General features: G+C 66.4%; 27 protein-coding genes and 1 tRNA gene. 12 read left to right on the forward strand and 16 right to left on the reverse strand.

What is annotated here, in order from left to right; translation table 11 throughout:
• From MRAB57_RS00420 to pgm, 3 genes are all read right to left on the reverse strand, one after another.
• Positions 1 to 76 (reverse strand) — tRNA-Ala (locus MRAB57_RS00420).
• 40 nt (positions 77 to 116) lie between these two features.
• Positions 117 to 1,343, reverse strand: a complete 1,227-nt coding sequence (locus tag MRAB57_RS00425) for an MFS transporter (protein ID WP_157900676.1) — start codon at positions 1,341 to 1,343, stop codon at positions 117 to 119.
• A gap of 47 nt (positions 1,344 to 1,390) precedes the next feature.
• Positions 1,391 to 3,034 carry a phosphoglucomutase (alpha-D-glucose-1,6-bisphosphate-dependent) gene (pgm, locus tag MRAB57_RS00430; protein ID WP_077085806.1) on the reverse strand — a complete coding sequence of 548 codons (1,644 nt, stop codon included), beginning with the start codon at positions 3,032 to 3,034 and terminating at the stop codon, positions 1,391 to 1,393.
• 133 nt (positions 3,035 to 3,167) lie between these two features.
• Here pgm and crcB (MRAB57_RS00435) point away from each other — a divergent pair, with 133 nt between their 5' ends.
• From crcB (MRAB57_RS00435) to MRAB57_RS00445, 3 genes are read left to right on the forward strand one after another with little or no spacing between them, the layout of a single operon-like run.
• A complete protein-coding gene (gene crcB / locus MRAB57_RS00435; protein ID WP_077085807.1) occupies positions 3,168 to 3,566 on the forward strand; it encodes a fluoride efflux transporter CrcB in 399 nt (132 codons plus the stop codon).
• Positions 3,563 to 3,931, forward strand: coding sequence for a fluoride efflux transporter CrcB (gene crcB / locus MRAB57_RS00440; protein WP_077085808.1), 369 nt, complete (start codon positions 3,563 to 3,565; stop codon positions 3,929 to 3,931). Before crcB (MRAB57_RS00435) ends, crcB (MRAB57_RS00440) begins: the two co-directional genes overlap by 4 nt.
• On the forward strand, positions 3,928 to 5,019 hold the full coding sequence (locus tag MRAB57_RS00445; protein WP_077085809.1) for a DUF190 domain-containing protein: 1,092 nt from the start codon (positions 3,928 to 3,930) through the stop codon (positions 5,017 to 5,019). Before crcB (MRAB57_RS00440) ends, MRAB57_RS00445 begins: the two co-directional genes overlap by 4 nt.
• 6 nt (positions 5,020 to 5,025) lie before the next feature.
• Here the strand turns inward: MRAB57_RS00445 and MRAB57_RS00450 are convergent, their stop codons facing one another.
• Genes MRAB57_RS00450 through MRAB57_RS00465 form a run of 4 tightly spaced genes read right to left on the reverse strand, consistent with a single transcriptional unit; the run spans position 5,026 to position 8,024 of the window.
• The gene (locus MRAB57_RS00450; protein ID WP_077085810.1) at positions 5,026 to 6,081 is read right to left on the reverse strand and encodes a hypothetical protein; all 1,056 of its coding nucleotides are present in this window, start codon (positions 6,079 to 6,081) and stop codon (positions 5,026 to 5,028) included.
• Between the two features lie 27 nt (positions 6,082 to 6,108).
• Positions 6,109 to 6,735, reverse strand: coding sequence for a GNAT family N-acetyltransferase (locus tag MRAB57_RS00455; RefSeq protein ID WP_077085811.1), 627 nt, complete (start codon positions 6,733 to 6,735; stop codon positions 6,109 to 6,111).
• 35 nt (positions 6,736 to 6,770) lie between these two features.
• The gene (locus MRAB57_RS00460; RefSeq protein WP_077085812.1) at positions 6,771 to 7,643 is read right to left on the reverse strand and encodes an LLM class F420-dependent oxidoreductase; all 873 of its coding nucleotides are present in this window, start codon (positions 7,641 to 7,643) and stop codon (positions 6,771 to 6,773) included.
• Between the two features lie 24 nt (positions 7,644 to 7,667).
• A complete protein-coding gene (locus tag MRAB57_RS00465; RefSeq protein WP_077090296.1) occupies positions 7,668 to 8,024 on the reverse strand; it encodes a DUF488 domain-containing protein in 357 nt (118 codons plus the stop codon).
• Positions 8,025 to 8,168: 144 nt separating this feature from the next.
• Between MRAB57_RS00465 and MRAB57_RS00470 the strand changes: the two genes are divergently transcribed.
• Both MRAB57_RS00470 and MRAB57_RS00475 read left to right on the forward strand, forming a co-directional pair.
• Entirely contained in the window at positions 8,169 to 8,726 is a 558-nt protein-coding gene (locus MRAB57_RS00470) for a hemerythrin domain-containing protein (protein ID WP_425436797.1), read from the forward strand.
• A 45-nt stretch (positions 8,727 to 8,771) separates the two neighbouring features.
• On the forward strand, positions 8,772 to 10,217 hold the full coding sequence (locus MRAB57_RS00475; protein ID WP_173813983.1) for a protein adenylyltransferase SelO: 1,446 nt from the start codon (positions 8,772 to 8,774) through the stop codon (positions 10,215 to 10,217).
• Positions 10,218 to 10,219: 2 nt separating this feature from the next.
• Here MRAB57_RS00475 and MRAB57_RS00480 read toward each other — a convergent pair whose 3' ends face one another.
• Positions 10,220 to 11,047 carry an LLM class F420-dependent oxidoreductase gene (locus tag MRAB57_RS00480; protein ID WP_077085815.1) on the reverse strand — a complete coding sequence of 276 codons (828 nt, stop codon included), beginning with the start codon at positions 11,045 to 11,047 and terminating at the stop codon, positions 10,220 to 10,222.
• Positions 11,048 to 11,116: 69 nt separating this feature from the next.
• Here MRAB57_RS00480 and MRAB57_RS00485 point away from each other — a divergent pair, with 69 nt between their 5' ends.
• Entirely contained in the window at positions 11,117 to 12,604 is a 1,488-nt protein-coding gene (locus MRAB57_RS00485) for a flavin-containing monooxygenase (RefSeq protein WP_077090297.1), read from the forward strand.
• On the opposite strand, the gene MRAB57_RS00490 is transcribed toward MRAB57_RS00485, so the two are convergent.
• Both MRAB57_RS00490 and MRAB57_RS00495 read right to left on the reverse strand, forming a co-directional pair.
• Positions 12,605 to 14,149, reverse strand: coding sequence for an adenylate/guanylate cyclase domain-containing protein (locus tag MRAB57_RS00490; RefSeq protein WP_077085816.1), 1,545 nt, complete (start codon positions 14,147 to 14,149; stop codon positions 12,605 to 12,607).
• A gap of 60 nt (positions 14,150 to 14,209) precedes the next feature.
• Positions 14,210 to 14,605, reverse strand: a complete 396-nt coding sequence (locus tag MRAB57_RS00495) for a DUF4267 domain-containing protein (protein WP_077085817.1) — start codon at positions 14,603 to 14,605, stop codon at positions 14,210 to 14,212.
• 93 nt (positions 14,606 to 14,698) lie between these two features.
• Between MRAB57_RS00495 and MRAB57_RS00500 the strand changes: the two genes are divergently transcribed.
• Both MRAB57_RS00500 and MRAB57_RS00505 read left to right on the forward strand, forming a co-directional pair.
• A complete protein-coding gene (locus MRAB57_RS00500) occupies positions 14,699 to 15,343 on the forward strand; it encodes a DUF732 domain-containing protein (protein WP_157900538.1) in 645 nt (214 codons plus the stop codon).
• A 169-nt stretch (positions 15,344 to 15,512) separates the two neighbouring features.
• Positions 15,513 to 15,701, forward strand: a complete 189-nt coding sequence (locus MRAB57_RS00505; protein ID WP_077085819.1) for a hypothetical protein — start codon at positions 15,513 to 15,515, stop codon at positions 15,699 to 15,701.
• A 49-nt stretch (positions 15,702 to 15,750) separates the two neighbouring features.
• On the opposite strand, the gene MRAB57_RS00510 is transcribed toward MRAB57_RS00505, so the two are convergent.
• Positions 15,751 to 16,017, reverse strand: a complete 267-nt coding sequence (locus tag MRAB57_RS00510) for a hypothetical protein (protein ID WP_157900539.1) — start codon at positions 16,015 to 16,017, stop codon at positions 15,751 to 15,753.
• Positions 16,018 to 16,249: 232 nt separating this feature from the next.
• On the opposite strand from MRAB57_RS00510, the gene MRAB57_RS00515 reads away from it, so the two are divergent.
• Entirely contained in the window at positions 16,250 to 16,690 is a 441-nt protein-coding gene (locus tag MRAB57_RS00515) for a response regulator (RefSeq protein ID WP_077085821.1), read from the forward strand.
• Between the two features lie 12 nt (positions 16,691 to 16,702).
• Here the strand turns inward: MRAB57_RS00515 and MRAB57_RS00520 are convergent, their stop codons facing one another.
• The 4 genes from MRAB57_RS00520 to MRAB57_RS00535 all read right to left on the reverse strand — a co-directional run bounded on the left by MRAB57_RS00520 (position 16,703) and on the right by MRAB57_RS00535 (position 20,358).
• Positions 16,703 to 17,098 (reverse strand): DUF732 domain-containing protein, encoded by a 396-nt coding sequence (locus MRAB57_RS00520; protein WP_077085822.1) that lies wholly within the window; start codon positions 17,096 to 17,098, stop codon positions 16,703 to 16,705.
• Positions 17,099 to 17,215: 117 nt separating this feature from the next.
• Positions 17,216 to 17,548 carry a hypothetical protein gene (locus MRAB57_RS00525; RefSeq protein WP_077085823.1) on the reverse strand — a complete coding sequence of 111 codons (333 nt, stop codon included), beginning with the start codon at positions 17,546 to 17,548 and terminating at the stop codon, positions 17,216 to 17,218.
• Positions 17,549 to 18,093: 545 nt separating this feature from the next.
• On the reverse strand, positions 18,094 to 20,046 hold the full coding sequence (locus MRAB57_RS00530; RefSeq protein WP_077085824.1) for a WXG100 family type VII secretion target: 1,953 nt from the start codon (positions 20,044 to 20,046) through the stop codon (positions 18,094 to 18,096).
• Between the two features lie 3 nt (positions 20,047 to 20,049).
• Complete coding sequence (locus tag MRAB57_RS00535) at positions 20,050 to 20,358, reverse strand: RNA 2'-phosphotransferase (RefSeq protein ID WP_077085825.1); 309 nt, start codon at positions 20,356 to 20,358, stop codon at positions 20,050 to 20,052.
• Positions 20,359 to 20,592: 234 nt separating this feature from the next.
• Here MRAB57_RS00535 and MRAB57_RS00540 point away from each other — a divergent pair, with 234 nt between their 5' ends.
• The 3 genes from MRAB57_RS00540 to MRAB57_RS00550 are packed head-to-tail and all read left to right on the forward strand — an operon-like array spanning position 20,593 to position 23,562.
• Complete coding sequence (locus MRAB57_RS00540; RefSeq protein WP_083743255.1) at positions 20,593 to 21,408, forward strand: SDR family NAD(P)-dependent oxidoreductase; 816 nt, start codon at positions 20,593 to 20,595, stop codon at positions 21,406 to 21,408.
• Between the two features lie 40 nt (positions 21,409 to 21,448).
• Entirely contained in the window at positions 21,449 to 22,000 is a 552-nt protein-coding gene (locus MRAB57_RS00545; protein WP_077085827.1) for a restriction endonuclease, read from the forward strand.
• 14 nt (positions 22,001 to 22,014) lie between these two features.
• Entirely contained in the window at positions 22,015 to 23,562 is a 1,548-nt protein-coding gene (locus MRAB57_RS00550; protein ID WP_083743256.1) for a class I adenylate-forming enzyme family protein, read from the forward strand.
• On the opposite strand, the gene MRAB57_RS00555 is transcribed toward MRAB57_RS00550, so the two are convergent.
• Positions 23,551 to 24,333, reverse strand: coding sequence for an enoyl-CoA hydratase (locus MRAB57_RS00555; RefSeq protein ID WP_077085828.1), 783 nt, complete (start codon positions 24,331 to 24,333; stop codon positions 23,551 to 23,553). The two genes, MRAB57_RS00550 and MRAB57_RS00555, sit on opposite strands and share 12 nt — an antisense overlap.
• Positions 24,334 to 24,425: the final 92 nt, after the last annotated feature.

Below are 24,425 nucleotides of genomic sequence, written 5' to 3' on the forward strand. Positions count from 1 at the left end.
TGGTGGAGCTAAGGGGATTCGAACCCCTGACCCCCACACTGCCAGTGTGGTGCGCTACCAACTGCGCCATAGCCCCAAGTCGTGCCCATCGAAGTTACACCAAGGGTAACCGTGGTTCAAAGTTGCTGCTCAGGCAGGTTCGAGGTGTGCGGAGACGGCAGCGGATCGGGCTCGGCGTCGGGCACCGTCCGGGTTTCCGGCGCCGCCACCCAACCGACCGCGGCGATCAGCAGAACTATCCCGCTGATGACGAAGCCCCAGCCGTAGCTCAGCCGCTCGGCCACCCAACCGAGCGTCATCGAGCCGACGATGGCGCCCAAATCGGACATCATCTGCACCGCCGCCACCGGGGCGCCCGCACGCGCCTCGTTGCCAAGGATGTCGGCGACCGCGGCCTGCATCGGTGACATGTAGATGCCCGTCACCGCGCCGACCACAAACGCCGCCCCAAGAAACGCGTGCAACGACGACGCGGCGCCCAAGAAGATGGTGGCCACTCCGGACAGCGCCAGGCCCACGATCATCAACGTGCGCCGTCCCATCCGGTCGGACAGGTATCCACTGGGGATCATGGCCACCGCGTTGCCTGCGGCGAACGCCCCGAGCGCAATGCCGATGATGCCGACGCCACGGCCCATGACATCGGTGATGAACAACGGCACCAGGGCGACGCGAAGGCCGAACGCCGACCAGCCGGTCGCGAAGTTGGCCCCGAGCGACGCCCAATAGGCGCGGAACCGCAACGCCTCTCGCATCGTCACCGTGGAACGTGTCGGCGGTCCGGGCGCGGTCAGTTCCGAATTCCGCAAGCTGTAGAACAGCACCACCGCCACACCCAGCAGTGCGACGCCGTACACAATGAACGGGGCGGTGAGCCCCCAGCCGGCCGCCAGGGCGCCGACCGCCGGGCCGCCCACCGCGCCCACCATGAACGAGGTGATGAACAGGCCCGCCACCCGTCCCCGCGCATCGGGCGGGCTGATGTGGATCATCAGGCCCAGTGCCGAGACATAAAACATCGTCGAACCGATGCCGCTGATGATGCGGTACACCATCAGTTGCCAATAGGCCTCGGAAAACGCGCACGCCGCGGTGGAGACCGCGACGATCAGCATGCCGCTGATGTAGATCCGCCGCTCCCCCAGTCGCTGCACCAGCTGCCCGCTGATCGGTGCGAAACACAGCCGACTCAACGAGAAGACGGTGACCAAGAAAGTCACCGCCTTGATGCTGACCCCGAAACTGCGGGCGAAGGATGGCAGCGCCGGTGAAATGACCCCATAACCGAGCGCGACCATGATATTTGCCCAGCTAAGGATCCAAACTTCACGCGGTAGCCGGATCGAACGCGACCCGCGCCCCCCCGGGCGGGCACTGCGGAGAGAAAGGGTCACCCAATGACTTTATTGACTACCTCGCGCGCACTTTCTTGCACCTCCGCTAAATGCTCGGGGCCGTTGAAAGATTCCGCATAAATCTTGTAGACATCCTCGGTGCCCGACGGGCGCGCGGCGAACCATGCGTTGGCCGTCGTCACCTTCAGTCCGCCCAGCGGGGCGCCGTTGCCCGGCGCGGCGGTCAGCTTGGCGATGATCGGCTCTCCGGCCAGCTCGGTGGCGGCCACCTGATCGGGCGAGAGCTTCGACAGCCGGGCCTTCTGGTCGCGATCGGCGGGCGCGTCGACCCGCGCGTAGAACGGGGTGCCGTACTTGTCGGCCAACTCCTGATACCGCTGCGACGGAGTGGATTCCGTGACCGCCAGGATCTCGGAGGCCAACAGCGCCAAGATGATTCCGTCCTTGTCGGTGGTCCACACCGATCCGTCGCGCCGCAGGAACGACGCCCCCGCCGACTCCTCACCGCCGAACCCGATGGTGCCGCCGATCAGGCCGTCGACGAACCACTTGAACCCGACCGGCACCTCGACGAGCTTGCGGTCGATGCCGGCGACCACCCGGTCGATGATCGAGGAACTGACCGCCGTCTTGCCGACAGCGATGCCCGCGGGCCAGGACGGCCGGTGTGTGTAGAGGTAGTCGATGGCGGCCGCCAGGTAGTGATTGGGATTCAACAGGCCGGCGTCGGGGGTGACGATGCCGTGCCGGTCGGAGTCCGCGTCGTTGCCGGTCGCGATCTGATAGCGGTCCGGGTTGGCGGCCACAGCGCCAAGAAGCCCAGCCATCGCGTTCGGCGAGCTGCAGTCCATCCGTATCTTGCCGTCGTGGTCGAGCGTCATGAATCGCCACGTCGCGTCGACCAGTGGATTGACCACGGTCAGGTCCAACTGGTGGCGTTCGGCGATCGCCGCCCAGTAGTCGACACTGGCCCCGCCCAGCGGATCGGCGCCGATCCGTATCCCCGCCTTGCGGATGATGTCGATGTCGACGACGTTCGGCAGGTCGTCGATGTAGGCATCCAGGTAGTCGTGGCGCTGGGCGGTCTTGATAGCGCGGGCGAACGGAATCCGCTCGACTCCCGACCCGCCGCTCCGCAGAATCTCGTTGGCGCGCTTGGCAATTGCGTTGGTGGCGTCGGTATCGGCGGGTCCACCGTTGGGCGGGTTGTACTTGAAACCGCCGTCACGCGGCGGGTTGTGCGACGGCGTCACCACGATCCCGTCGGCCAGCGCCTCGCTGCGCCCCCGGTTGTAGGCCAGGATCGCGTGGCTGACCGCCGGCGTCGGGGTGTAGCGGTCCGCCGAGTCGATGAGGGCGACGACGTCGTTGGCGGCCAGGACCTCCAGGGCCGACACCCAGGCGGGCTCGGAAAGGCCGTGCGTGTCACGGCCGATGAACAGCGGCCCCGTGGTGCCCTGCGCGGCGCGGTATTCGACGATGGCCTGGGTAATCGCGAGGATGTGGGCTTCGTTGAAGGCCCCGTCCAGGGCCGAGCCGCGGTGGCCGGACGTACCGAAGGCCACCTGCTGGGCGACGTCATCCGGGTCGGGTTGGGTCGAGTAGTAGGCCGTGATCAGGTGGGGCAGGTCGACGAGGTCTTCGGGCAGGGCCGGCTGACCGGCGCGCGGGTGAGCCATAGTTACCGATTGTGCCCGCGTCCGCCGCGCCGCGCCGCTTCGGTCTTCGGGGGTACTTCCCGCGTTCACCCCCCGGTAAGTCTTGGCTCTACGCTGCAAGGCGCAGCATTTGCGCACGAAGGGAAGCGGGCGGGTGGCACAGCACGACTATCGCGAATACGCCGCGATTTTCGCCGGCGGTGCGCTGGGCGCGCTGGCCCGTGCGGCCCTGAGCCTGCTCGGCGACGCCGACCCGTCGACCTGGCCGTGGCCGACGTTCGCCGTCAACATCGTCGGAGCCTTTCTGGTGGGCTACTTCACCACCCGGCTGCTGGAGCGGTTGCCGTTGTCGAGTTATCGGCGTCCCCTGCTGGGCACCGGATTCTGTGGCGGGCTGACCACCTTCTCCACGATGCAAGTCGAAACGCTGAAGATGATCGAGCATGGGCACTGGGCGTTGGCCGCCGGCTACACGGTGACGAGCATCGTGGTGGGATTGCTGGCCGTGCACGTGGCCACCGCGTTGGTGCGCCGGACGAGAGTGCGCTCGTGACGACGGTGTTGGTCTGGGCCGGTGTGGTGCTCATCGGCGGCGTCGGCTCGGTGACACGGTTCTTGGTGGACCGCACGGTGACCCGCCGGGCGGGACGGCCGTTTCCCGTCGGCACGCTGGTGGTCAACATCAGCGGCGCCGCGCTGCTCGGATTCCTCGGTGGCCTGGCCCTGAGCAAGGACGCGGCGCTGCTGGCCGGCACCGCCTTCGTCGGGGCGTACACCACGTTCTCCACCTGGATGCTGGAGACTCAGCGACTCGGCGAAGAGCGCCGGACGTTCGCGGAGATCGCCAACATCGTCGTCTCGGTCGTGCTCGGCATGGGCGCGGCGCTGCTCGGACAATGGCTCGCGGAGCAACTATGAACCAGCCCTGCTTGAAACTGACCGCGTACTTCGGCGAACGCCAACGCGTCGTCGGCAACGACGCACGCTTCCTCGCCGACGCGATGTTCGACGTTTTTGGCTCAAACGACGTGGCGACCAGCGTGATGCTGCGCGGCATCGCCAGTTTCGGGGCGAGCCACGAACTGCGCACGGACGTCTCGCTGAGCCTGTCCGAAGACCCGGCCGTGGCGATCGCGGCGGTCGACGTGGAGCCGAAAATCCGTTCGGTCGTCGACGAAGTCGCCGCGATGACCGGCCGCGGGCTGGTGACGCTGGAGCGGGCGCGACTGGTCACCCGGCAGCACCGCGCGTTGGAGAATTTCGACACCCACAACGGCGACGCCGCCAAACTCACCGTCTATGTGGGCCGCCAGGAGCGCATCGCCGGGAAGGCCGCGTACTACGCGGTCTGCCAGCTGCTGCACCAACACGGATTCGCCGGTGCCATCACGCTTCTCGGCGTGGATGGCACGGCGCACGGCGAGCGTTACCGCGCAAAATTTTTCGGCCGCAACGTCAACGTCCCGATGATGATCATCGCCATCGGGTCAACGGCGCAGGTATCGGCCGCCGCAACGGAATTGGCCGCCGCGACGCCCAACCCGCTGCTGACCGTCGAGCGGGTGCGGTTGTGCAAACGCGACGGTGAGGTGTTCGCGCGGCCCCAGCAGCTGCCGCTGACCGATGACCACGGCCGCACCCTGTGGCAGAAGCTGATGGTCTACACCGACGAGACCGTCACCCACGACGGGCTGCCGATTCACCGCGCGCTCGTCCAGCGACTGCTGCATTCGGGCACCGCGCGGGGCGCGACGGTGCTGCGCGGCATCTGGGGATTCAACGGAGACCATAAACCGCACGGCGACAAGGTGTTTCAGCTCGCACGGCGGCTGCCGGTGACCACGATCATCGTCGACACACCGGATTCGATCGCGCGCAGCTTCGACGTCGTCGACGAGCTGACGGGGCGCCACGGGCTGGTGACCAGTGAGATGGTTCCCGCGGCGCTCTCGCTCGACGACTCACACCGGCTGGGCGACATCACCCTTGCCGAGCTCGACTACTGAGGCGGGTCAGTGGTGGTGGCAAGGCGGGATGAGGGCCTTGTCCTCGTCGATCAGGTGTCCGACGATGCCCTGGTAAACCAGTTGCCGAACGAGTAGTTCGTGGGTCGACTGATTGATCGCCGGGTCTCGCCGTACCTCCGCCACCACCGAGACCGCGTCAGCGGAGATCTGCGCGATGCGCTGCAGATGCGGCGCGAGGTCGGGCGCCGACACCTGGCGCGAGTAGGCGACCAGCTGATCCGACCAGCCCTGGTACTTGTCCAGGCCCGGGCCGTCCGGGGAGATCAACCGCCCGTCGAGCATGTCGGGGTGGTCGTGGATGTAGTTGACGACCTTGTCCGCGGTACGGCAGTCCGGGCTGGGCCGGGCCCGCTGGTACACCACGACGCATACGACGATGACGGCAACGAGGATCACCGCCATTGAAGCCAGCCGGATCTTCAGAGCCGGCGGTCCGGCAACGGAATCCTGCGCCTGCTCAAGCGTCGACAGCGCCTCCGGGCTCGAGTCGGCAGCCGCACGCAGCCGCTCGAGGCCTTGCGGCAGCCGCCGCACCCGGTAAGTGGCCCAGGCCATCCGACCCGCGACCAGCACCGCCGGAACCATCCAGGTGATCCCGGCGCGGGCGTTGTGGCCGACGAATTCCAGGATCCCGGCGACGACCCACAGCGCCGGGATGCACCAGGCCACCTTCCGCTGCCAGTCGGGCACCCGACCGTGGTAGGCCCTCGACAGGTTGCCGATGCGGACCGCCGCCGCCAGCACCTGCGGCTCGGCTGGAGCCTCGCCGGTTCGCAGCGCCCGAATGGCGTGCTTGCGCTGCGACAGGCTCAACCCGGCGACAGCCGGCTTATAGCTTTGGAATACGGGCCTCTGAGCAAACGTCATCAACGCCGCCATGATCAAGCTGGCGCCCAGCACGCATAGGAACGGCCACACCCAGCCCCCGCGGACGAAATCGGGAATGACACAGGCGAGCATCGCGAAGAGCACGACCGTCAGAACGGAGGCATTCACCAGCCAGCGGACCCACCACGGCGCCACCACGAGCCGAGCCCACATGGCTACTCCCCCAATCCACGCAAAGATTCAGTTTTGCCGAAGCCGCGGCACATCGTCGGGCGTGCGGGGCAACGCATACAGCGCCATTCGTCGATTCGACATGTCGTGCTCGCCGAGGAATACGCAACCGCCGCTCTCACAAAACTTACGCGCCAAGGTATTGCGGTGGTCGGGATCGAACATGATCCGGCGACATTGCGGGTCGAGCGTCAACACGCTGAGCACCAAGTGCGGCAGCAACAACCGGACATGCCCCTGCCTCATGTAATCCAAGTCGGCCACCGCGACATGCAAACCCAGGTCGTACGGATCGTACTCATATCGGCTGGCGATGGAATCCTTTGCCGCCCGGTAAATTTCGACGTATCCGCGGTCCACCCCATCGAGGCTGGCAACCAGTGGCCGGGAAAAGCCGCTCTCCAGTTGCGCACGCAGGTAACGACTCCAACGCTCGGCCGGCCAGGGATACTCCCACGATTCGGCTAGATGCGGCCGGTTCATCCACTCGCTGATCAACTCAGCGTCGGCATCCGGGTCGGCCACACGCATGCCGTATGGCTCTGGCAAATGCGGTATCGGCGGGGGTGGAATGGCGCGCACCTCGGCGCTGATATCGGTCAGCTGCCGGGGCAGGATTACTTCGGGGTCACTCATGTCAACCGGGCAGCCTACTCCCCGGCCAGCCGGCTCTAATGCGGTTTTGTCATCCACCGATCGGCAAGCCCCGATACCCAGTCGGCGGCCTGCCCCGGGTGTGCCGGCGGGGATTCCACCAGCACCAATTCGTCAACACCGAGCGCGGTGAGCTCATCGACATCCTCAGGACTTGGACTACGCAGCGCCACGGCCAACCGCAGCTCACTCCGGTCACGGTTCAGCCCGTCGCACAGTTCATTCAGCTTGCCGATGCACTCCCGCACCGCGGCGACGCCGTCGAGATTGAACCCGTACCAGCCGTCTCCCCAGGCCGCCACCCGTCGCAGTGCCGCGTCGCTATTGCCACCCAGGACTATGGGAATGCGACGCGAGCGAACGGGCTTGGGGTTGACGCGGATCGAGTCGAAGCTCACGAACTCCCCGGTGAACGAGGCAATGTCGTCGCGCCACAACGTCCGCATGGCCGCGGCGTATTCGGCGGTCCGCGCGGCGCGGCGCTCGAATGGCACTGCGAGAGCTGCGAATTCGTCGCGAGACCAGCCCACTCCGACTCCCAGTGTCAGCCGACCGCCGCTCAACCGATCCAGGCTCGCCGCCTGCTTAGCCACCACTACCGGATTGTGTTCGGGCAACAGCAATACGCCGGTCGCGATACCGATGCGCGACGAGGCGGCCGCGGCGAAGCCCAGCGCGATCATCGGGTCGAGCCAATCGGCCTCGGCCGGCACGGCGATGACGCCGTCGTCCGAATAGGGGTAACGCGAGGCGGATTGGTCCACCATGACCACGTGCTCGCCCGCCCACAGGGTGGCAAACCCGAGGGCGTCCGCGGTCGACGCGACGGCGTCGATCACCGCGCGGTCAGCGCCGCTACCGATGCCCAAGGCGTGCAACCCCAGCCGCATCGCATGATGGTCTCACGCGGCGGGTCAGCGGCCCTTCAGCAGTTTCGCCAGCACGGCCGCCTGGCTGATGTCGACTGCACGGGTGGCGGTGACGAGCGTGACGGCGCCGTGCTCGGTCAGCGCGCGCAACTCCTCGAGCGCGCCGCTGTCGCGCAATTCCGCCTGGTAACGCGAGGCGAATTCGTCGAACCGCTCTGGACGGTGGTCATACCACTTGCGCAGCTCTGCGGACGGCGCGACGTCTTTGCACCAGGTGCCCACCCGCGGGTCTTCTTTGCGGATGCCCCGCGGCCAGACACGATCGACCAGGACGCGCTGGCCCTCGTCGGCTGCGATGTCGTCGTACACCCGCGCCACCCGGATCCGGCTTTTGGCGCCCACCACGCCAGCCTAGCGGCGCACGAAAAGTGCTGTTCAGGGCGCTGACACGTTTATCGGGGCCTGGTCGGGGTACGCCCAAACCAACGGTGCACAGCCCAGCCCGTATTGATCAAACCCCTACCCGGAGGTATCGCCGTGGCCGAGATGATGATCGAATCACCCGACGAAGTCGTCGCCTATCTCAAAGCTCAGCACAACCTGATCGAGGACATGTTCGACGAAGTGTTGCTCGCGTCGGACCCCGAAGCACGCGAAAAGCCCTTCGCGACCTTGCGTCAGCTACTCGCGGCGCACGAGACCGCCGAGGAGATGCTGGTGCATCCCCGGGTGCGGCGCGAGGCCCACCACGGCCACGCGATTGTCGACGCCCGGCTGAAAGAGGAGCACGACGCCAAGCAGCTGCTGTCGCAGATCGAGAAACTCGACATCACCTCCCAGGACTTCATCGAGGAGCTGACCAAGCTGCGCGAGGCGGTCCTCGAGCATGCCGAGCACGAAGAGATCGACGAATTCCCTTATCTGGAAGGCGAACTCGACGTCGCCGAACTCAAGCGGCTGGCAACTGCGGTGCGGGCGGCCGAGGCCATCGCGCCGACCCACCCCCACCCCGGCGTGGAATCTGCGAAGCTTAATTTCGCGCTAGGTCCCGTTGCCTCGCTGCTTGACCGCGCTCGCGACCTCATCCGGAAAGTGATCGGCTAGCAGTCGACCGTCCGTAGTCTGGATGACGTGAGCGTTGCACCCGAGATGAGCGTTGTCCTGGACGATCGCTTTGCCCGCGAGTTGCCGGAGCTGGGGGTGGCCTGGCGCGCCGAAACTCCGCCCGATCCGCGCCTGCTGGTCCTCAACGAATCGCTGGCCGCCCGTCTCGGCCTGAACGCCGAATGGTTGCGCAGCCCCAACGGACTGCGGTTTCTGGCCGGCGATCTGGTGCCCGACGGCGCGGCCCCGGTGGCCCAGGCTTACGCCGGGCACCAATTCGGCGGCCTGGTCCCGCGGTTGGGCGACGGGCGCGCCTTGCTACTGGGAGAACTCGCCGACGACCAGGGCTGCGTACGCGACATCGCGCTGAAAGGTTCGGGTGCCACCCCGTTCGCCCGCGGCGGAGACGGCCTGGCGGCGGTGGGCCCGATGCTGCGCGAATACATCGTCAGCGAGGCGATGCACGCCCTGGGCGTGCCGACGACGCGCTCGCTGGCCGTGCTGAGCACCGGGCGCCCGGTGCGGCGGGAAGAGGTGCTGCCCGGGGCCGTGCTCCTCCGTGTCGCCAGCAGCCACCTGAGGGTCGGCAGCTTCCAGTACGCCGCCCTGACCGGCGACGTCGACCTGCTGCGCCGCCTCGCCGACCACGCCATCGCCCGCCACTATCCCGACGCGGCGCAGGCGCAGCGCCCCTATCTCGCGCTGTTCCAGGCCGTCGCCGCCGCCCAGGCGTCCCTGATCGCCCGATGGATGTCGATCGGGTTCGTGCACGGGGTGATGAATACCGACAACATGACGATCTCCGGCGAAACCATCGACTACGGGCCCTGTGCCTTCATGGACGCCTACCACCCCGAGACCGTGTTCAGTTCGATCGATCAGTGGGGTCGCTACGCGTACACCAACCAGCCGGCCATCGCCGGATGGAACCTGGCCCGGTTCGCCGAGACGCTGCTTCCCCTGCTCGCCGACAGCATCGAAGAGGGCATCGCACTAGCCGAGGAGTCGTTCGATGTGTTCCGCACCGAGTACGAGAACACTTGGTCGTCCGGCATGCGCGCCAAGCTCGGATTGCCTCCCGACATCCACGCCGAGGTCGTCGCGTCGCTGGTCGATGAGTTGCTGGGCCTGCTCACCGAGAGCCGCGTCGACTACACGTCCTTCTTCCGCCACCTCGCCGACGCGGCCCGCGGCGACGCCGAGCCGGCGCGGGGGTTGTTCGCCAACCTCGCCGGCTTCGACACCTGGCTATCGAGCTGGAAGGCCTTGGGTCCGGACGCCGATTCGATGGATCGCGCCAACCCGATCTACATCCCGCGCAACCACCTCGTCGAGGAAGCCCTGACGGCGGCGACGGCGGGCGATCTGCATCCGGTGCAGCAGCTGCTCACGGCCGTCAGCGCGCCGTACGACCAGCGGCCAGGGTTCGAGCGCTATGCCGAGCCCGCGCCCGCGGACTTCGGCGAATATCAAACGTTCTGTGGCACTTAGCCTTACGCCAGCTTCACAAACTCGGCCTGCAGCTCATCCAGCTGCCGAAGCGTCTCGTCGCGCGGTTCGGTGGGCAGCTCCACGAGTACGTGCTCGACGCCGATGTCCCGGTAACCCTCAACCGCTTTCGCCGTCGATTCGCCCATGTGGACGTTGATCACCGGGACGTCGTGCCCGGCGACGGTGCGCAATTCTTCGAGCTGAGATCCCAGCACCTTCGCCGACGGCGCCATCGCGATCCACCCCGCGTTCAGCCTGGCGATGCGCTTGAAACTCGCCGGTCCGCCGCCCACGTAGAGCGGCGGGTAGGGCTTCGTCAGCGGCTTCGGCCAACTGTAGATCGGGTCGAAGTTCACGAATTCGCCGTGGAATTCTGCCTTCTCCTGCGTCCAGATCTCGATCATCGCGCGCAGTCGCTCGTCGGCCACCCGGCCACGGACCGAGGGGTCGACACCATGGTTGGCGATCTCCTCACGCAGCCAGCCCACGCCGACGCCAAAACGAAACCGTCCCTTGGACACCAGATCCAACGACACCACCTCCTTGGCGGTCAGGATCGGATCTCGTTGCGGGACAAGGGCGATTCCGGTACCCACCACCAACTTCTCGGTCGCCACGGCCGCGGCGGTCAACGCCACAAACGGATCCAGCGTCCGGTGGTACTTCCGCGGGGTCGGGCCGCCCAGCGGGTACGGGGTCTTCGCGTCGACCGGAATGTGCGTGTGCTCGGCGACGAAGAGCGACTCGAACCCCCGCGCCTCGAGGGCTCTGCCCAGCTCCACCGGGTCAATGCCCTCGTCGGTGACAAACGTCAGGACGCCGAAACCCATGATTGTTCCCTTCGCCGAGTGCCGGTCACCAGTCAACCGCATCGAAGTCGTATGCGACAGTTCCGGGTGATGACAAGCAGCGTTGCCGTTATCGGTGCGGGCCCGGGCGGGCTGGTCGCGGCGCGGTGGCTGCTGTCGCAGGGCTTCGAGCCCACGATCTTCGAACAGGCGCCGACGCTGGGCGGGCAGTGGGCCGGCCTGGACGGGCACAGCGGAGTGTGGCCCGGCATGCACGCCAACAGCAGTCGCACCGTCACGGCGTTCAGCGACCTCGAGCACCAGGGCGGCGACGTCTACCTGTCGAGTCACGAGGTGCTCGAGTATTTGCACCGCTACGCCGAAATGTTCGGCCTCGCGTCGCGCATCCGGCTCGGCACCCGCGCCGACCTGATCGACCGGGACGGGGTCGGCTGGCGGGTGGTCCACGACGGGACAATCGAGAACTTCGAGCGGATCGTGTTGGCAACCGGCAGGTTTCATGCCCCCGTCATCCCCGCCGTCGCGGGGATCGAGAGCTTCTGCGGCCCGGCGGGGGCCATCTCGACGTACCACTACCGCGACGGGTCCCGTTATCGCGGCAAGCGGGTGCTGGTCGCCGGGTCTGCGGTCAGCGCGCTCGAGATCGCGTCGGACATCGCCGAATCGGGAGCGGCGCGCGTGGTGGTGACCCAACGCCGGCAGCGGTACGTCCTGCCGAAGTTCGCCGCCGGCGTCCCGTCCGACCACCTGATCCACACCCGCTACGGCGCCCTTGCTGCGGAAGCTCTCGCACCCGCCGAAATCGACCGACAACTCAAGGAGATCGTGATCGAGGCCGCCGGCAGCCCGGAACAATACGGGGCACCGTCGCCCGACCCGTCACTGTTCACCGCCGGTGTCACGCTCAGCCAGGACTACCTTCCGCTGGTGGCCGACGGCCGAATCATCGTGCGACCGTGGATGACTGGTGTCGCCCGCGCCACCGTGACCTTCGCCGACGGTGCTGCCGAGGAGTTCGACGGCATCGTGTTCGGCACGGGCTTCGGCTTGTCGCTGCCGTACCTGAGCGCCGACATCCAGGCGATCCTCGACCTCGATGCCGTGCACATGGACGCCGACCGCTACACGTTTCACCCCGACCTTCCCGGCCTGGCGTTCATGGGCATGTGGGACCAGTCCGGCGGATACTTCGTGCCGCTGGAACTTCAGGCCCGCTGGATCGCGTACACCTGGGGCGGCGCCGCCGCGCCCACCAGCGATCGCGATCAACGGCTGGCCATCGACGCCTATCGCGCCAGCCGGCGAGCGTCACAGAAGACCCGGATGAACCTCGCCGCGATCGCCTTCGCCCGCGCCGCCGGGGTGGAACCACGCCTGGACAACTGGCCGCAGCTGCGCCGCGCGCTGCTGTTCGGCCCCCTGGCGCCCAGCTGCTTCCGGCTCGAGGGCCCCGACGCGCTGCCCGATGCGCCCGAGCGATTCGCCTATGAGGCAGCGGTTTTCGGTGCGGTCACGTCGAACGAGATGACCGAGCGGGAAAGTGACTATTGGTCCGCGGTGCAGGCGGCTAGTCGGTAGCTAATCCGCCGCGCTCGGTGGCGACGCCAGCCGGGCCATCCCCCGAAACATCCACGGCGCCCGCTTCACCATTAACGCCACGGCGCGGTCGGACCGTCGCATCGAGGTCCGCGGGCCCGGGGTGGGCGCCGACGCGAGCTGCACTTCGCGGGATCCGGCGCGCGCACCATGGCGATCGACCTCCATCAGCTGCCAGGTGCCGGGCACCCCGCGCAGCTCGGTGCTGCCGCGGTCGTGAAAGCCCGTGCCCGAACCGACGACCAGGTCGGTCACGGTCCGGGAGACGAGGATCTCACCGGCACCCGCGCGGCCGAGTATGCGCGCGGCGATGTGAACGGCGATCCCACCGATATCGCCGTCGAGCAGCTCGCACTCGCCGGTGTGGATTCCGATGCGGATCTCGATGCCCAGTTTCTCGGCCTCCCCGTGCAAGGCCTCCGCGCAGCGGATGCCCTGGGTCGGGCCGTCAAAGGTGGTGAGGTGGCCGTCCCCCGTGCTCTTGACCACGGTCCCGCCGAAGCGCTCGGTCTGTTGCCTGGTGACTTCGTCGAAGCGCTGCAACACCGCACGCCATCGCTCGTCGCCCGCCGCCGCGGCGCGCTCGGTCGATGCGACCATGTCACTGAAAAGCACTGTGCGCAAGGCCCGTTGGGATTGCAGCGGGGCCCCATGACTCCCGGTTAAAAACTCCTCGATCACCGGCACGACTCCATCCGGGTCGGCAATCCAGGGCACATGGTCATCGCTGTCGACCTCGTACATGCGCGCGCCCGGGATGTGGTCGGCGAGGTATCGGCCGAACTGCACCGGAACGAAATCTCGCGTGGCATGAATGACGAGACTGGGGGCGCTGATCGTCGGCAGGACCGGCCGGATGTCGATGAGGAACGACGATTCCAACGTCGCGCGTGCCATTCCCGGACTGGCGCTCATGCGCTCCAGCAATGCCAGCTGCCGGGTCGACGCGATCGATGGCAGCAGACACCGGATGGCTTCGCCGGTACCCCACGACGTGCGGACGGCGTGGGCGAAGCGCTGGAAGCCGGCGATCTGATCCACCGTCGGGGTGTAGTCGTCACCCAGCCTGGGCTGCATCCGTTCCCACAGCGCGGCCGGGTCCGTCTCCATGTCTTCCCAACTCGACCACCCTGCGAACCCGGACGCACCGGTGAGGATCAACGCCCGGGTGCGCTCGGGACGAGTCGCGGCGAACAGCATGGTCGCGGGCCCACCCTCGCTCGCCCCGCACAGGACGGCTTTGCCGAACCCGGCGGCATCCATGACCGCCTCGATCTCGGCCGCCCGATCATCGAGGGTGCGAACTTTAGGCACGGGATCGGACAACCCGACGCCGGCCTTGTCGAATAGCAGCACCCGGCAAAAGGTGCCGAGCCGCTGCATGAACGCCTCGAACTCGGGCATGCCCCAGAACATCTCGACGTGGCTGACGAACGATCCGGCGAACACCAGATCGATGGGGCCCTGGCCGAACACCTGGTAGGCGAGGCTGAGATCACCGCAGGCTGCGTACGCCGTTTCAGGCACGGCCTGAGCGTACCGAGTGCATCCGAGTCCTGGCCAGCAAATTGTTAGCTCGGAGCGGGCTCAGCTCGCCGGAGGCTCCGCCGCTTTCGGCCCGGGGCGTGCCGCGCCCCACAGCCCCACCGCGATGCCGACCACGGCGCCGCCCAGGCCGATGAGCTGTTGTGAGCGGCGAAGCTCGCTGTGCACGCTCAAACCGCCGAGCAGGTCGGCCGCATCGGCGCCGCCCGAGGCAAGGAACCAGCCGCGGGTGTTCTTGCCGCGCAGGCCAGCCGTCGCGAGCAGGCCGCCGATCAACGCGTCGCGATAGGCCATCGAGCGCAACAACAGTCGCGCCGTCGGCGTCGGCTCCGATGGGTCACCCCACAGCCGGTTCGCACCGAGGGGGTCGACAAGGAAGTGGACTCCTGAGGCGAGTCGGATACTGCCCGCGACAAGCGCGGCACGATCGATCGGCATGGCGGCAGCCTAGGAGGTTGTTGGGTGCGAGTTCAATAGGGCGCCGGGACGCGAGGCGAGCCGCCCACGGCGGCGATGGCTACCATGGCCTTCATGTCCGAGCACGTCCATGGTGGCGACGAGACCGCCGCGCAGGACGTCGGCGAAACGGCTGCCGTTCCCAATTCCGCGCCCACCGAGTCGGTCGGTCTAGCCTGGTCGAGCAACGACGAGGCGGGCAACGTAAACGAGTCCGACGGCAGCAGGAGCGAGCCGGGAGCGCTGCGGCGGTCATGGAGTTCGACCTGGGGCAGGGCCGGTGCGCTCGTCGCGGCGGGCGTGGTGCTGGCGGGTGCCATCGTGTTGGCGGGCTGGCTGTTGACCGGGCAGGACAAATCGGGCGGCTCGCAGCCGGCGAGCAAGTCCGCGGCCCAACCTCCCGCCGCACGCCCGAAGCCGAATCAGGGCGCGCCGACGAGCGGTTCGTCCGCCCCGGCCTCGATCGCGTCCACTCCGGACCAAGACAACAAGTACGTCCAGACGCTCAACGACCGGGGCATCTCGTTCGCCAATCCGGAGGCCGCCATCTACAACGGCAAGATGGTGTGCCAGGACATCGGGCGCGGAGTGACGGTGCAGCAGGAAGCCGATGCGTTCCGCGCGAGCAACCCCGGCCTCAGCGGCAGCGCCAATGCCTATGTCGGTATCTCCGTGCGCGCGTACTGCCCGGAAAACAACGCCCTGGTCGCCGGATTCTGATCGCGCTGATCACTTTCGGCCGCCCGCGGATCGTTTCGAGTTGCGGCTAGTCCCGGCTTCTCTCACACTCGGAAAATCCGCCTTGCCCTAAGGCAGAACCAGGAACTAGCGACCCGGGGTCATGTTGAAGTTCGTCGCTCGCCTAGTTCGCCCCACGATCGCTACCGGAATGGTCGTGGGGCTGATCGCCACGGCCCACACTCCCGCGGTGGCGCCGCTAGCGTGCGGGGTCACCTGGACGATGGTCGGGGGCACCATCATCTTCCTGCCGGACTGCAAAGATCAGTCGCCGCAGCCACCGCCACCCAGCCCGCAACCCGATCCCGCCACACCGCCGGGTCCACCCTCAACCCCGTAATCGGTGCGCCTGATTTCCTTGTCTTACAAGCTAATTGGGAGTGTGCCCACTACGCCGCGCGCACGGACGCAGCGGGGGATTCGGCGCTTCGGTGCCGATGGATCCGGCGCAAGTGCCGAGGTGGCCGGGAAGCGCGTGCGACCTGCCGGCCGGCGTCGAATTCTGCGTCCGCTACCTCGAAGCCGGGTGCTGCGGTCGGCCAGAACACCCGCGAGCGGCCCCACATCACGACGATCAGAATGCCGCCGATCGCCTTCAAAACAGTCAGTCCAGACATACATCCGATTACCGCAAGAACGATCCCGGAGACGATCACATCGGCCTCTCCTTATTACGCACCTGTTTAGTTATCCCCGACCGAAGTCGGAGGTACCCCCGTTTGGGTAATTCCAATCCAAGTTGTGCGAAGGGGCCTGGCCGGCGCGCCGGAGAGCCGGTCGTTAGGGTTCAGGTCTACGTCCAGTCACGCGCGTAGCCGGTGGCGCCTGGTTCAGCCACGTCACTCCAACCGCAGTCAGCCGCACCGCAAAAGGGGATACGCAGCAGTGATGGATGCGACTACACCGATTGACGTGCTACTGGTCGAAGACGATGCCGGCGACGAACTGATCACACGCGAAGCTTTCGAACAAAACAAGATCCGCAACAGGCTGCACGTGGCCCACGACGGCCAGGAGGGGCTGGACTTCCTCTATCGGCGCGGAGATTTTGCCGAAGCCCCACGGCCGGACCTGATCCTGCTCGATCTCAACCTGCCCAAGTACAGCGGGCGCCAGCTGCTCGAGCAGATCAAAAACGATTCCGACCTCGACTCGATCCCGGTCGTCGTCCTCACGTCGTCGTCACTCGAAGAGGACATCGTGCGCAGCTACAACCTGCACGCCAACGCCTACGTCACCAAGCCGGTCGACCTCGATCAGTTCTTCAAGGCGATCCGCAAGATCGACAGCTTCTTCGTCGAAGTGGTGCGCCTGCCCCCGCGCTCCTGAGCCGCGCGCGGCTTAGGCAGCCGGCAGCGCGGGCAACGTCAGGTCGAACCAGATGCCCCCCGGGTTGGGTGGCGGTGGCGGCGGCGGCGTGGCCGGATCACCCAGGTGCTGCGGGCAGTAGACGCTGATCGCGAGGTGCGTGAAGAGGTCGGCGCCGTCACCCTTGAACCCAGGATTGCTGGTCGACACGTTTTGGATGACGTTGTATTCCGGGTTGCCCTGGTCCATCAGCGTGCACGCCCGCCTGCCGACCGCGATGGCGGCGGCGGGGCTGTGATAGGTGAGGCCGGCCTTGTCGAGCTGGGCCAAAAAGTTGGCGTCGGGGCCGGACGGGGTGGGGTCGGCCTGAGCGGGCGGGGCAACGCCGATCACGGTGGCCAGGCTCGCGACCACGAGAAGCTTTCGCACCGGCTCATCTTCGTATAGATCGGCGCCGTTGTCCTGGCGACGGCATCATGTCGATGCTGCAAGGTCGACCGTGAAGACCCCGCGCCGCGGACGACTTTCGACCCACTTAGTTGAGGCTCATGGCGCTTCGCCGATGTCGGGAAGCAAGGAAATATCTTCTGGTTGACCATTGCAGAACATTGTGGCGAGTTCACGCACCCGCCGCTTTGCCCATCGAACGTCGAATTGACTTAGTACTTGGTATTCATACTTGAAGCGTTCTGCGCGATCGCCCACACGTTTCGCGGCTTGGCTCGTGGCTATGTCTTCGCAGTACCAGTAGAGAAGATCGTCTAAGCTGCCTGTCTGATCGAAGCCAAGCTTTCCCCGCTCGTAAAAAGTGAAGTGAAACGAGCCGTCGTCGTCGACATAAACATTCAGACCGTCACGGGTACGGAGCCCAACCGGCATGGGAGGAACGCCAAGTTTTGTCGACAGTCGGTCGATCTCACGTTAAAGCCTTGCGGACTCATCGTCCGAGACGCGGTCCGTATTCATCAAAGATTCCCCTGTTCACCAATTCTCGGAGGCGGATGGCTACGGTGCGCCATACATCTCGAGAATGCCAGCGTGCGCAGGCTCGTAATAGTTAGCAATGCGATCTCGTACCCAATCCAATGGATTCGCGAAGGACTCATACTCAGCCCTCGCGAGTGCGGCTAACTCCGCCAGTGGACGATCGGGCCGTTCAACGAACCGGGTGAAGTACTGCCATTTTTTGGCCCGTAGGCCGAACTCGTTGGGGACGTCTAGTGGAGCAATCATGCAATTTACTTCGCCCTCACGGGACGACTCGTAAACCTGAACTTTGCAGTCACCCGAGCGGTAGTAGACGACGTGCTGACGTCTCCCGCCTTCATCGGGACTGTCGTCGATCTCATCGAGGACGAAGCCAAGTTCCGTGAGCAGCGGCCCGATGACGGCTTGAACTTCTGAGGAAAACCGAAGTGCCACAGCTACTTTGCTCCAATGTAAACCCAAGAATTGCCAACTCGTTCGTATCCGTATGCTGCAGCATGACGATTCAAAAAATCAACCTCCATTGCCGAATATGACCCCACACGACCAAGCATCATGTCCTCCAGCGAGGTGTACTTCTCGCGATCGAGGATGTAGTCGATGCGCCCGACATGATTTTCCATCTGCGCGCGGAGGAACTGTTCGTTGACCGGCCACACCAGGCTTTGCTCTTGCTTGCCGAGTCCATAGGTCATGGCGTCCCAGGCCGGATCGCCCGTATCGAAATAGATGCCACCCTCGCCTCTGCCTCCGCCGATGTAACCGCCATCGTGGCCGTCGAACTTGCCCAGGATCACCCTGTCAGGATTGTCGCCGACGTAGTGGGTCGACATGTCAGCGAGTACGCGGTTGAGGTCCGTGGTGGGTTCTCCGTGTGCGAACGCGGAATAAAGATCTTGCCCCGCCTGGTCTGCAAACGAATGGTAGTGGATAGGGTTATCGAGGCCGATCGGCGCGTGTGGCAAATGTGTTGGGCCGTAATCGATCCCGGCCGCCTCAAGGTCAGCCACTCTGCCTACCGCCGCACCCTCCCCACCGAAGATCATCCCGGGCAACGCCCAGGCACCGTCGGAAGCTTTCTGGCCCAAGAAGTAGGCGGGACTCGGCGAGTCCAGCGCGCTCTGGGCTTCATTGATCGCCCCGCCGACCGGATTCACGGCCGTCTCCGCGGTGCCGCTGAGCAGCTGCGCCCAAGCTTTGAGCGCACCGGGTGCGCCCTTTCCTCCTACCCCAAGGAGATCATGGATCTGCTGTTCCGTGGCGAACCAGCGGTCACCGAATCCCTCGCCGAATCCAGGGGGTGGCGGTGCTTTCGGCTCGGAGGGCATGTGATCGGGTATCGATCTGTCGATCCACTGCTGCGGGGTGGTGCTCAGGTACTCGTTGATGCGCGCCTCGATCTGATCCGGCGGCGTCCCATCGGTCATCATCACTTTGCGAAGCAACGTCCTGGCATTCTCCAACTCCGCGGGACTCGGCCGGGGCAGCGGGACGCCGCCGGGGCCGGCGTCTGCGGGGCCGCCGGGCAACAGCATTTGTTTCCACGTCTTGGGGGCGCCTCCGACACCGGCGGAAGGCGGCCCATTCTTCAGTGGGGCACCGCCGGGCCCGACAGCCGCGGGGTTCGGCGCGCCCTTCGGCGGGGCGCCGCCGGGGGCCGCCTCTGCGGGAGTGGCGGGCAACACCAAGTCTTTCCACGTCTTTGGCTTGCCCCCGACACCCGCGCCGGCCGGATCCGGCACACCCTTCGGCGGAGCACCGTCGGGTCCGGCACTTGCCGGACCGCCCGGCATCAACAGGTCTTTCCATGTCTTTGGCTTTTCCCCGGGAGCCGGGTTCGGTGGTCCTTGCTGCGGCGGGGCGCCGCCCGCCCGGGGGCCCGCGGGGGCTGCCGGAACGTCGCCCACCGCGGAGCCGATAGCCGCGGCGAGCTCGTGATCGGCGTTGTGGGCATGCACCTTGCAGGCGTTGAGCTCGCCCTGCAATATCTGTAGCTCGTTGGCGAGGTCGATCCGGTGGGTATCGATCCCCTTGTCGCCAAGCTTAATTCGCCAGTCCGCTGTGACGGACCAGCCATTCGCCTGGGCGGCCCGTTCGACGTCATCAAGCTCGCGCTCGCACGCAGTCACGTCCCCCTCGGCCTGCGACACCGCCGCGGCCACCTGTTTGGATTCCGCCCCGTCGGTCTCAATGTCGCGACGAATCTTGCCTAGGTCGACGCGAAAAGCATCTCCCGCCTCTCCCTGCCAATCAGCGAGAACATTGTGAGCCTGATCCAGGCTATCCCCCAAGTGCTGCAAGGTCTTTGCCCGCCCGCTGGCTGTCTGGAACACCGCGTGGATTGCGTTGGGGTCCCAGCGCTTGACGTCAGCAGGAGTCAACGAGCCCACCGATCACCCCTGCTCTCGCACCGACCTGAGCGCCCGGGTCGAATCGTCTTCATTCGTGGAGTAACCGACCATCGCTTCGGCGACGTGCGAACCCAGCCCACCCACCTGGAGCTTGTGGTGGTTGTGTCGGGCTTCCCACCGGGCCGCCAATTGACCCAGCGCCAGCTGCGACGACCCAACCCAACCTGGGGCCGCATCGGCCAGTCCGCCTTCATGCCCGACGAAGTCGATGGCAGCCTCACCGATCCCATTCAGGACGTGGTTGCTCCCCACGTTCAGAGCAACGAGGTCAACATCGAGTTGTTCGGCCACAATGGACCCCCTTCGGTCGCCCGCACTGTGCCGTGAAGTTTAGTCCGATTTGGGACATCACGCCCCTCACCTCAGCTGGCCGGATGCCCATCCGGATGAGTCGGTGACCAGGCAACTCCTGGCCCCCCACGGGGTCGCGCGATAGGCCTGCGCCGATTCCGTCAAACGGCACCGGCCTGAAGCGGCTGGGCCGTACGATTCGCAGGCCGGACAGGACAGCGCCTTGGAGGTTTCGTGAGTCGACGCCATCCCCTTGACCGATACGTGGGTTCGTGGGCGCTGGTGACCGGAAGCGCCGGCGAGCGAGGGCTCGGCTTCGCCTATGCACGCGAAATCGCCAGCCGCCGAATCAATCTCGTCCTTGTGGACATCCTTGCCGAGGAGCTCGAAGCGCGGGCCGCGGAGCTTCGAACCAACTATGACGTGGAAGTGCGCACCGTCGCTGTCGATCTCGGCGATCTGTCGGTCTACCCGCGAATCATGGACCAGCTCAGCGACATCGACGTCGACGTCCTCGTCTGCAATCACATGTACACCCCGAAGGACACGCCGAAGATCCTCGACATGTCGCTGGACGTGCTCAACTCCATGATCGACATCAACGCGCGCGCCTACGTCAACCTCATCTACCGCTTCGCGCATCTGATGACGCAGCGGGGGCGCGGGTCGATCGTGATCGTGGCGTCGGGCGCCGGCCTGACCCCGGCGCCCTACACCGGGGCCTACTGCGCCAACAAGGCCTTTCAGATCGTCTTCGGCGAGGTGCTGTGGTACGAAACCCGCGGCACCGGTGTCGACGTGCTGGTGATGTCCGCCGGCCTGATGGACACCCAAGGCGACGCGTTTGCGAAATACCCGCGATGGCAGATCGCCGACCCGAAGGACGCCGCAGCGGAGACGCTGAAGGCGATCGGCCGCAAACACCTCGTTATGCCCGGACACCCGAACCGGTTGGTGACATTGCTCAACACCCGGCTCATGCCACGTCGCCGCGCGGTGATGACCATGGGCCGCTTCATGGAAAGCGGATTGGGCAAGGATTCCGCCTAGCTTGTCCTAAGTTGTCCTAGCCGATCCCTATCATCAGCTCATGCACAGCGGCTTGAGGTCGGCGTTCGTCGTTCTGCCGCTGTATTTCGGGCTCCTGGTCGGCTTCATCGGGCACCGCGTCGCATTCGGCGTAGCAGGAGCGGCCTGTGGTCTGCTTTTCGCCGGCTTGATCCAGCCGGCCTACCGTCGGTCGCGGTGGCGGCTGGGGACCAATGCGGGCATGGGGGAGATCGACGCCATGGACGGCGTCGAGTTCGAGGACTACGTCGCCGCACGCATGCAGCGCGCGGGCTGGCAGGTCAGCTTCACCCCCGTCGTCGGCGACTACGGCGTCGACCTGATCGTGCAGAAGGACGGCCAGTACGTGGCGATCCAGTGCAAGCGGCACGGCAAGACGGTGGGTGTCTCGGCCGTTCAGCAGGTGGTGGCGGGCGCGCGTCATCATGGGTGTACCCGCAGCATCGTCGTGAGCAATCAAGAGTTCACCTCTGCCGCAAAGCAATTGGCCTACACCCACGGTTGCCAGTTGATTGGCCGCAAGGCGTTGCGCAGCTGGGTGCCACCGCCGACGGCAAGGGCGTTGCGTGGCTGAGTAGCCTCTGCGTCGTGACCCAAGCACAACCGCTGACCATCCCCGCGCTGCTCGCACAGAGCGTGCGCCTGTTCGGCCAGGAAACCTACGTGGTTACCCCGACCGAGCGCGTCACCTACGAGGAGGCGGAGCGGCGCTCGGCGCACATTGCGCGCCGGTTACTGCAAGACGGCGTCGGGAAGGGCAGCCGGGTAGGGCTGTTCTTCACCAACGGCATCGAATGGGTCACCTGGTGGCTTGCCGTCTCGCGGATCGGCGCGCTGGCCGTCCCGATGAGCACCCTGTACACACCGGCGGAGATCGCAAAAGTCCTGCGGCTGGCCGACATCGGGCTGCTGGTCGCCCCCGGCCAGGTGCTCAACATCGACGTCGCCGAACGCTTCGAGGCCGCGCTGCCGCAGCTGTCCGGCCAGCGGGCCGGGCGGCTGGCATTGCCGGCGGCGCCGTACCTGCGCGGCATCGTGCTCACCGGCGAGACGGATCGGGAATGGGCGAGCCGCTGGGACGCCGACACCGCCGCGGGAGTCTCGGACGAGGTGCTGACCGCAGTCCAGGACGAGGTCTCCCCCGCCGATCTGGCGATCATGATCCACACCTCGGGATCGACCGCGGACCCCAAGGGTGTGCTGCACACCCACGGCACGGTGGTCCGGCAGACCTCGACGTGGGCCAGCGCCATTCGAGCGCTCACCGGGCCCGCATCGCCGACCAAGATCTTGTGCGCGATGCCCTTCTTCTGGATCGGCGGGCTGCTCGCCGTGACAGGGGCGCTGCACGAACCCGTCACGCTATTGGTGCTGCCGCGCCTCGACGCCGGCACGGCGCTGGACCTGGTGGAACGCGAACGTGCCAGCGGGATCGTGGGATGGCCCGCCTTCACCCAGCGCCTGCGGGAGCATCCCACGTTCTCCAGCCGCGACCTGTCCAGCGCGCCGATGCTGCGCGACGGGCCGCTGGACCTTGCGATGATCGACGTGCCCGACGGATTCCCGGTGCACCGCACCATGTCTGAGACCGCGGGGGGTTTCGTCCACACCGAGATGACCATCGTGGACGAAGGGGGCGCATCGGTCCCGGAGGGTTCCACGGGTGAGCTCTGGGTCCGCGGGATCGGGGCGATGGCGGGCTACAACAAACGCGAGCGGTGGGAGACCTTCGACGCCGACGGCTGGTACCGCACCGGGGACCGCGTCTATCGCAGGGAAGGCGACCCGCGGCTGTTCTACGTCGGTCGCACCAGTGAACTCATCAAATCGGCGGGCGCCAACGTCTCCCCGCTCGAGGTCGAGGCAGTCATCGAGGAATTCGACGACGTCGCGCAGTGCGTGGTTGTCGGGATCGACGATGCCGAGCGGGGCGAGGAGGTGTGTGCCGTCGTCGTCCCGGCAAAAGGGGCGATCGACGTTTCCTCCCTGGCGGCGCGTGCGCGAAATCAGTTGTCCGCCTACAAGGTTCCTACGCGCTGGGCGATCGCGACAAGTGAGCAGATACCCACCTTGCCCAGCGGCAAGCTCAACCGAAAAGCGCTGCGAGCCATGGTGATCGACGGCTCACTGGGCTGACTCGCCGCCGATCTGGCTTCTGTTGCGTGCCGAGACGGCGCCGAAGCGGTCGCCAAGCCCCACGAGATCGGCCTTGTGCGCTCCGGCGATGTCGCCCTCGGCGGCCAGCGCCGGGCCGATCACCGCGGAGTTGCCGCGCACGTAGATCTCCTTCAACCCCAGCATGGTCGCACCGGGCACCTCGGCGATCTGGGCGGCCAGCTCGAGGGTCCGGCCAAGCAGCTGGTCGTGCGGCACCACTTCGGTGACCAACCCGATACGTTCGGCGCGGGCGGCGTCGACCACCTCGCCGGTCATCGAGAGCCGGCGCGCCATCGCGGCGCCGACCACCTGAGGCAGGCGAGCCGTCATCCCGCCACCGGGCAGGATGCCGACCCGCGCGTGGGTGTCGGCGAACACGGCGCGTTCCGACGCGACGAGGAAGTCGCAGCCCAGCGCTATCTCCAGACCTCCGGTGAAGGTCGCCCCGTTGATCGCGCCGAGGACCGGGGTGCGCATCTCGGCGACGGCGGCGATGCAGCTGTTCGTCTGGAACTCGGCGAAATAGTCCATTCCATCGCGCGCGGCCTGCTTGAGGTCGAGGCCGGCGCAGAAGGCCGGGTCGGTACCGGTGAGCACCACCGCCCGCACGGACTCGTCGGCATCCGACTCCTTGAGTGCGGCATAAAGCGCCCGAATGAGGTCGCGGCTCAACGCATTCCGCGCCTCGGGGCGGTTCAGCGTCAGGACGCGCACCGGACCGTGGTCGCTAGAAATCAGTGAATCGCTCATCAACCGTCCTCAGGACTTCACCCGAACGACGACTTTACCCATCGCGGCGTCATAGCCGATGCCCAGTTGTGCTTAAACTGTCTAACGGTGGG

It is taken from the genome of Mycobacterium rhizamassiliense (assembly GCF_900157375.1).
GTDB lineage: Bacteria > Actinomycetota > Actinomycetes > Mycobacteriales > Mycobacteriaceae > Mycobacterium > Mycobacterium rhizamassiliense.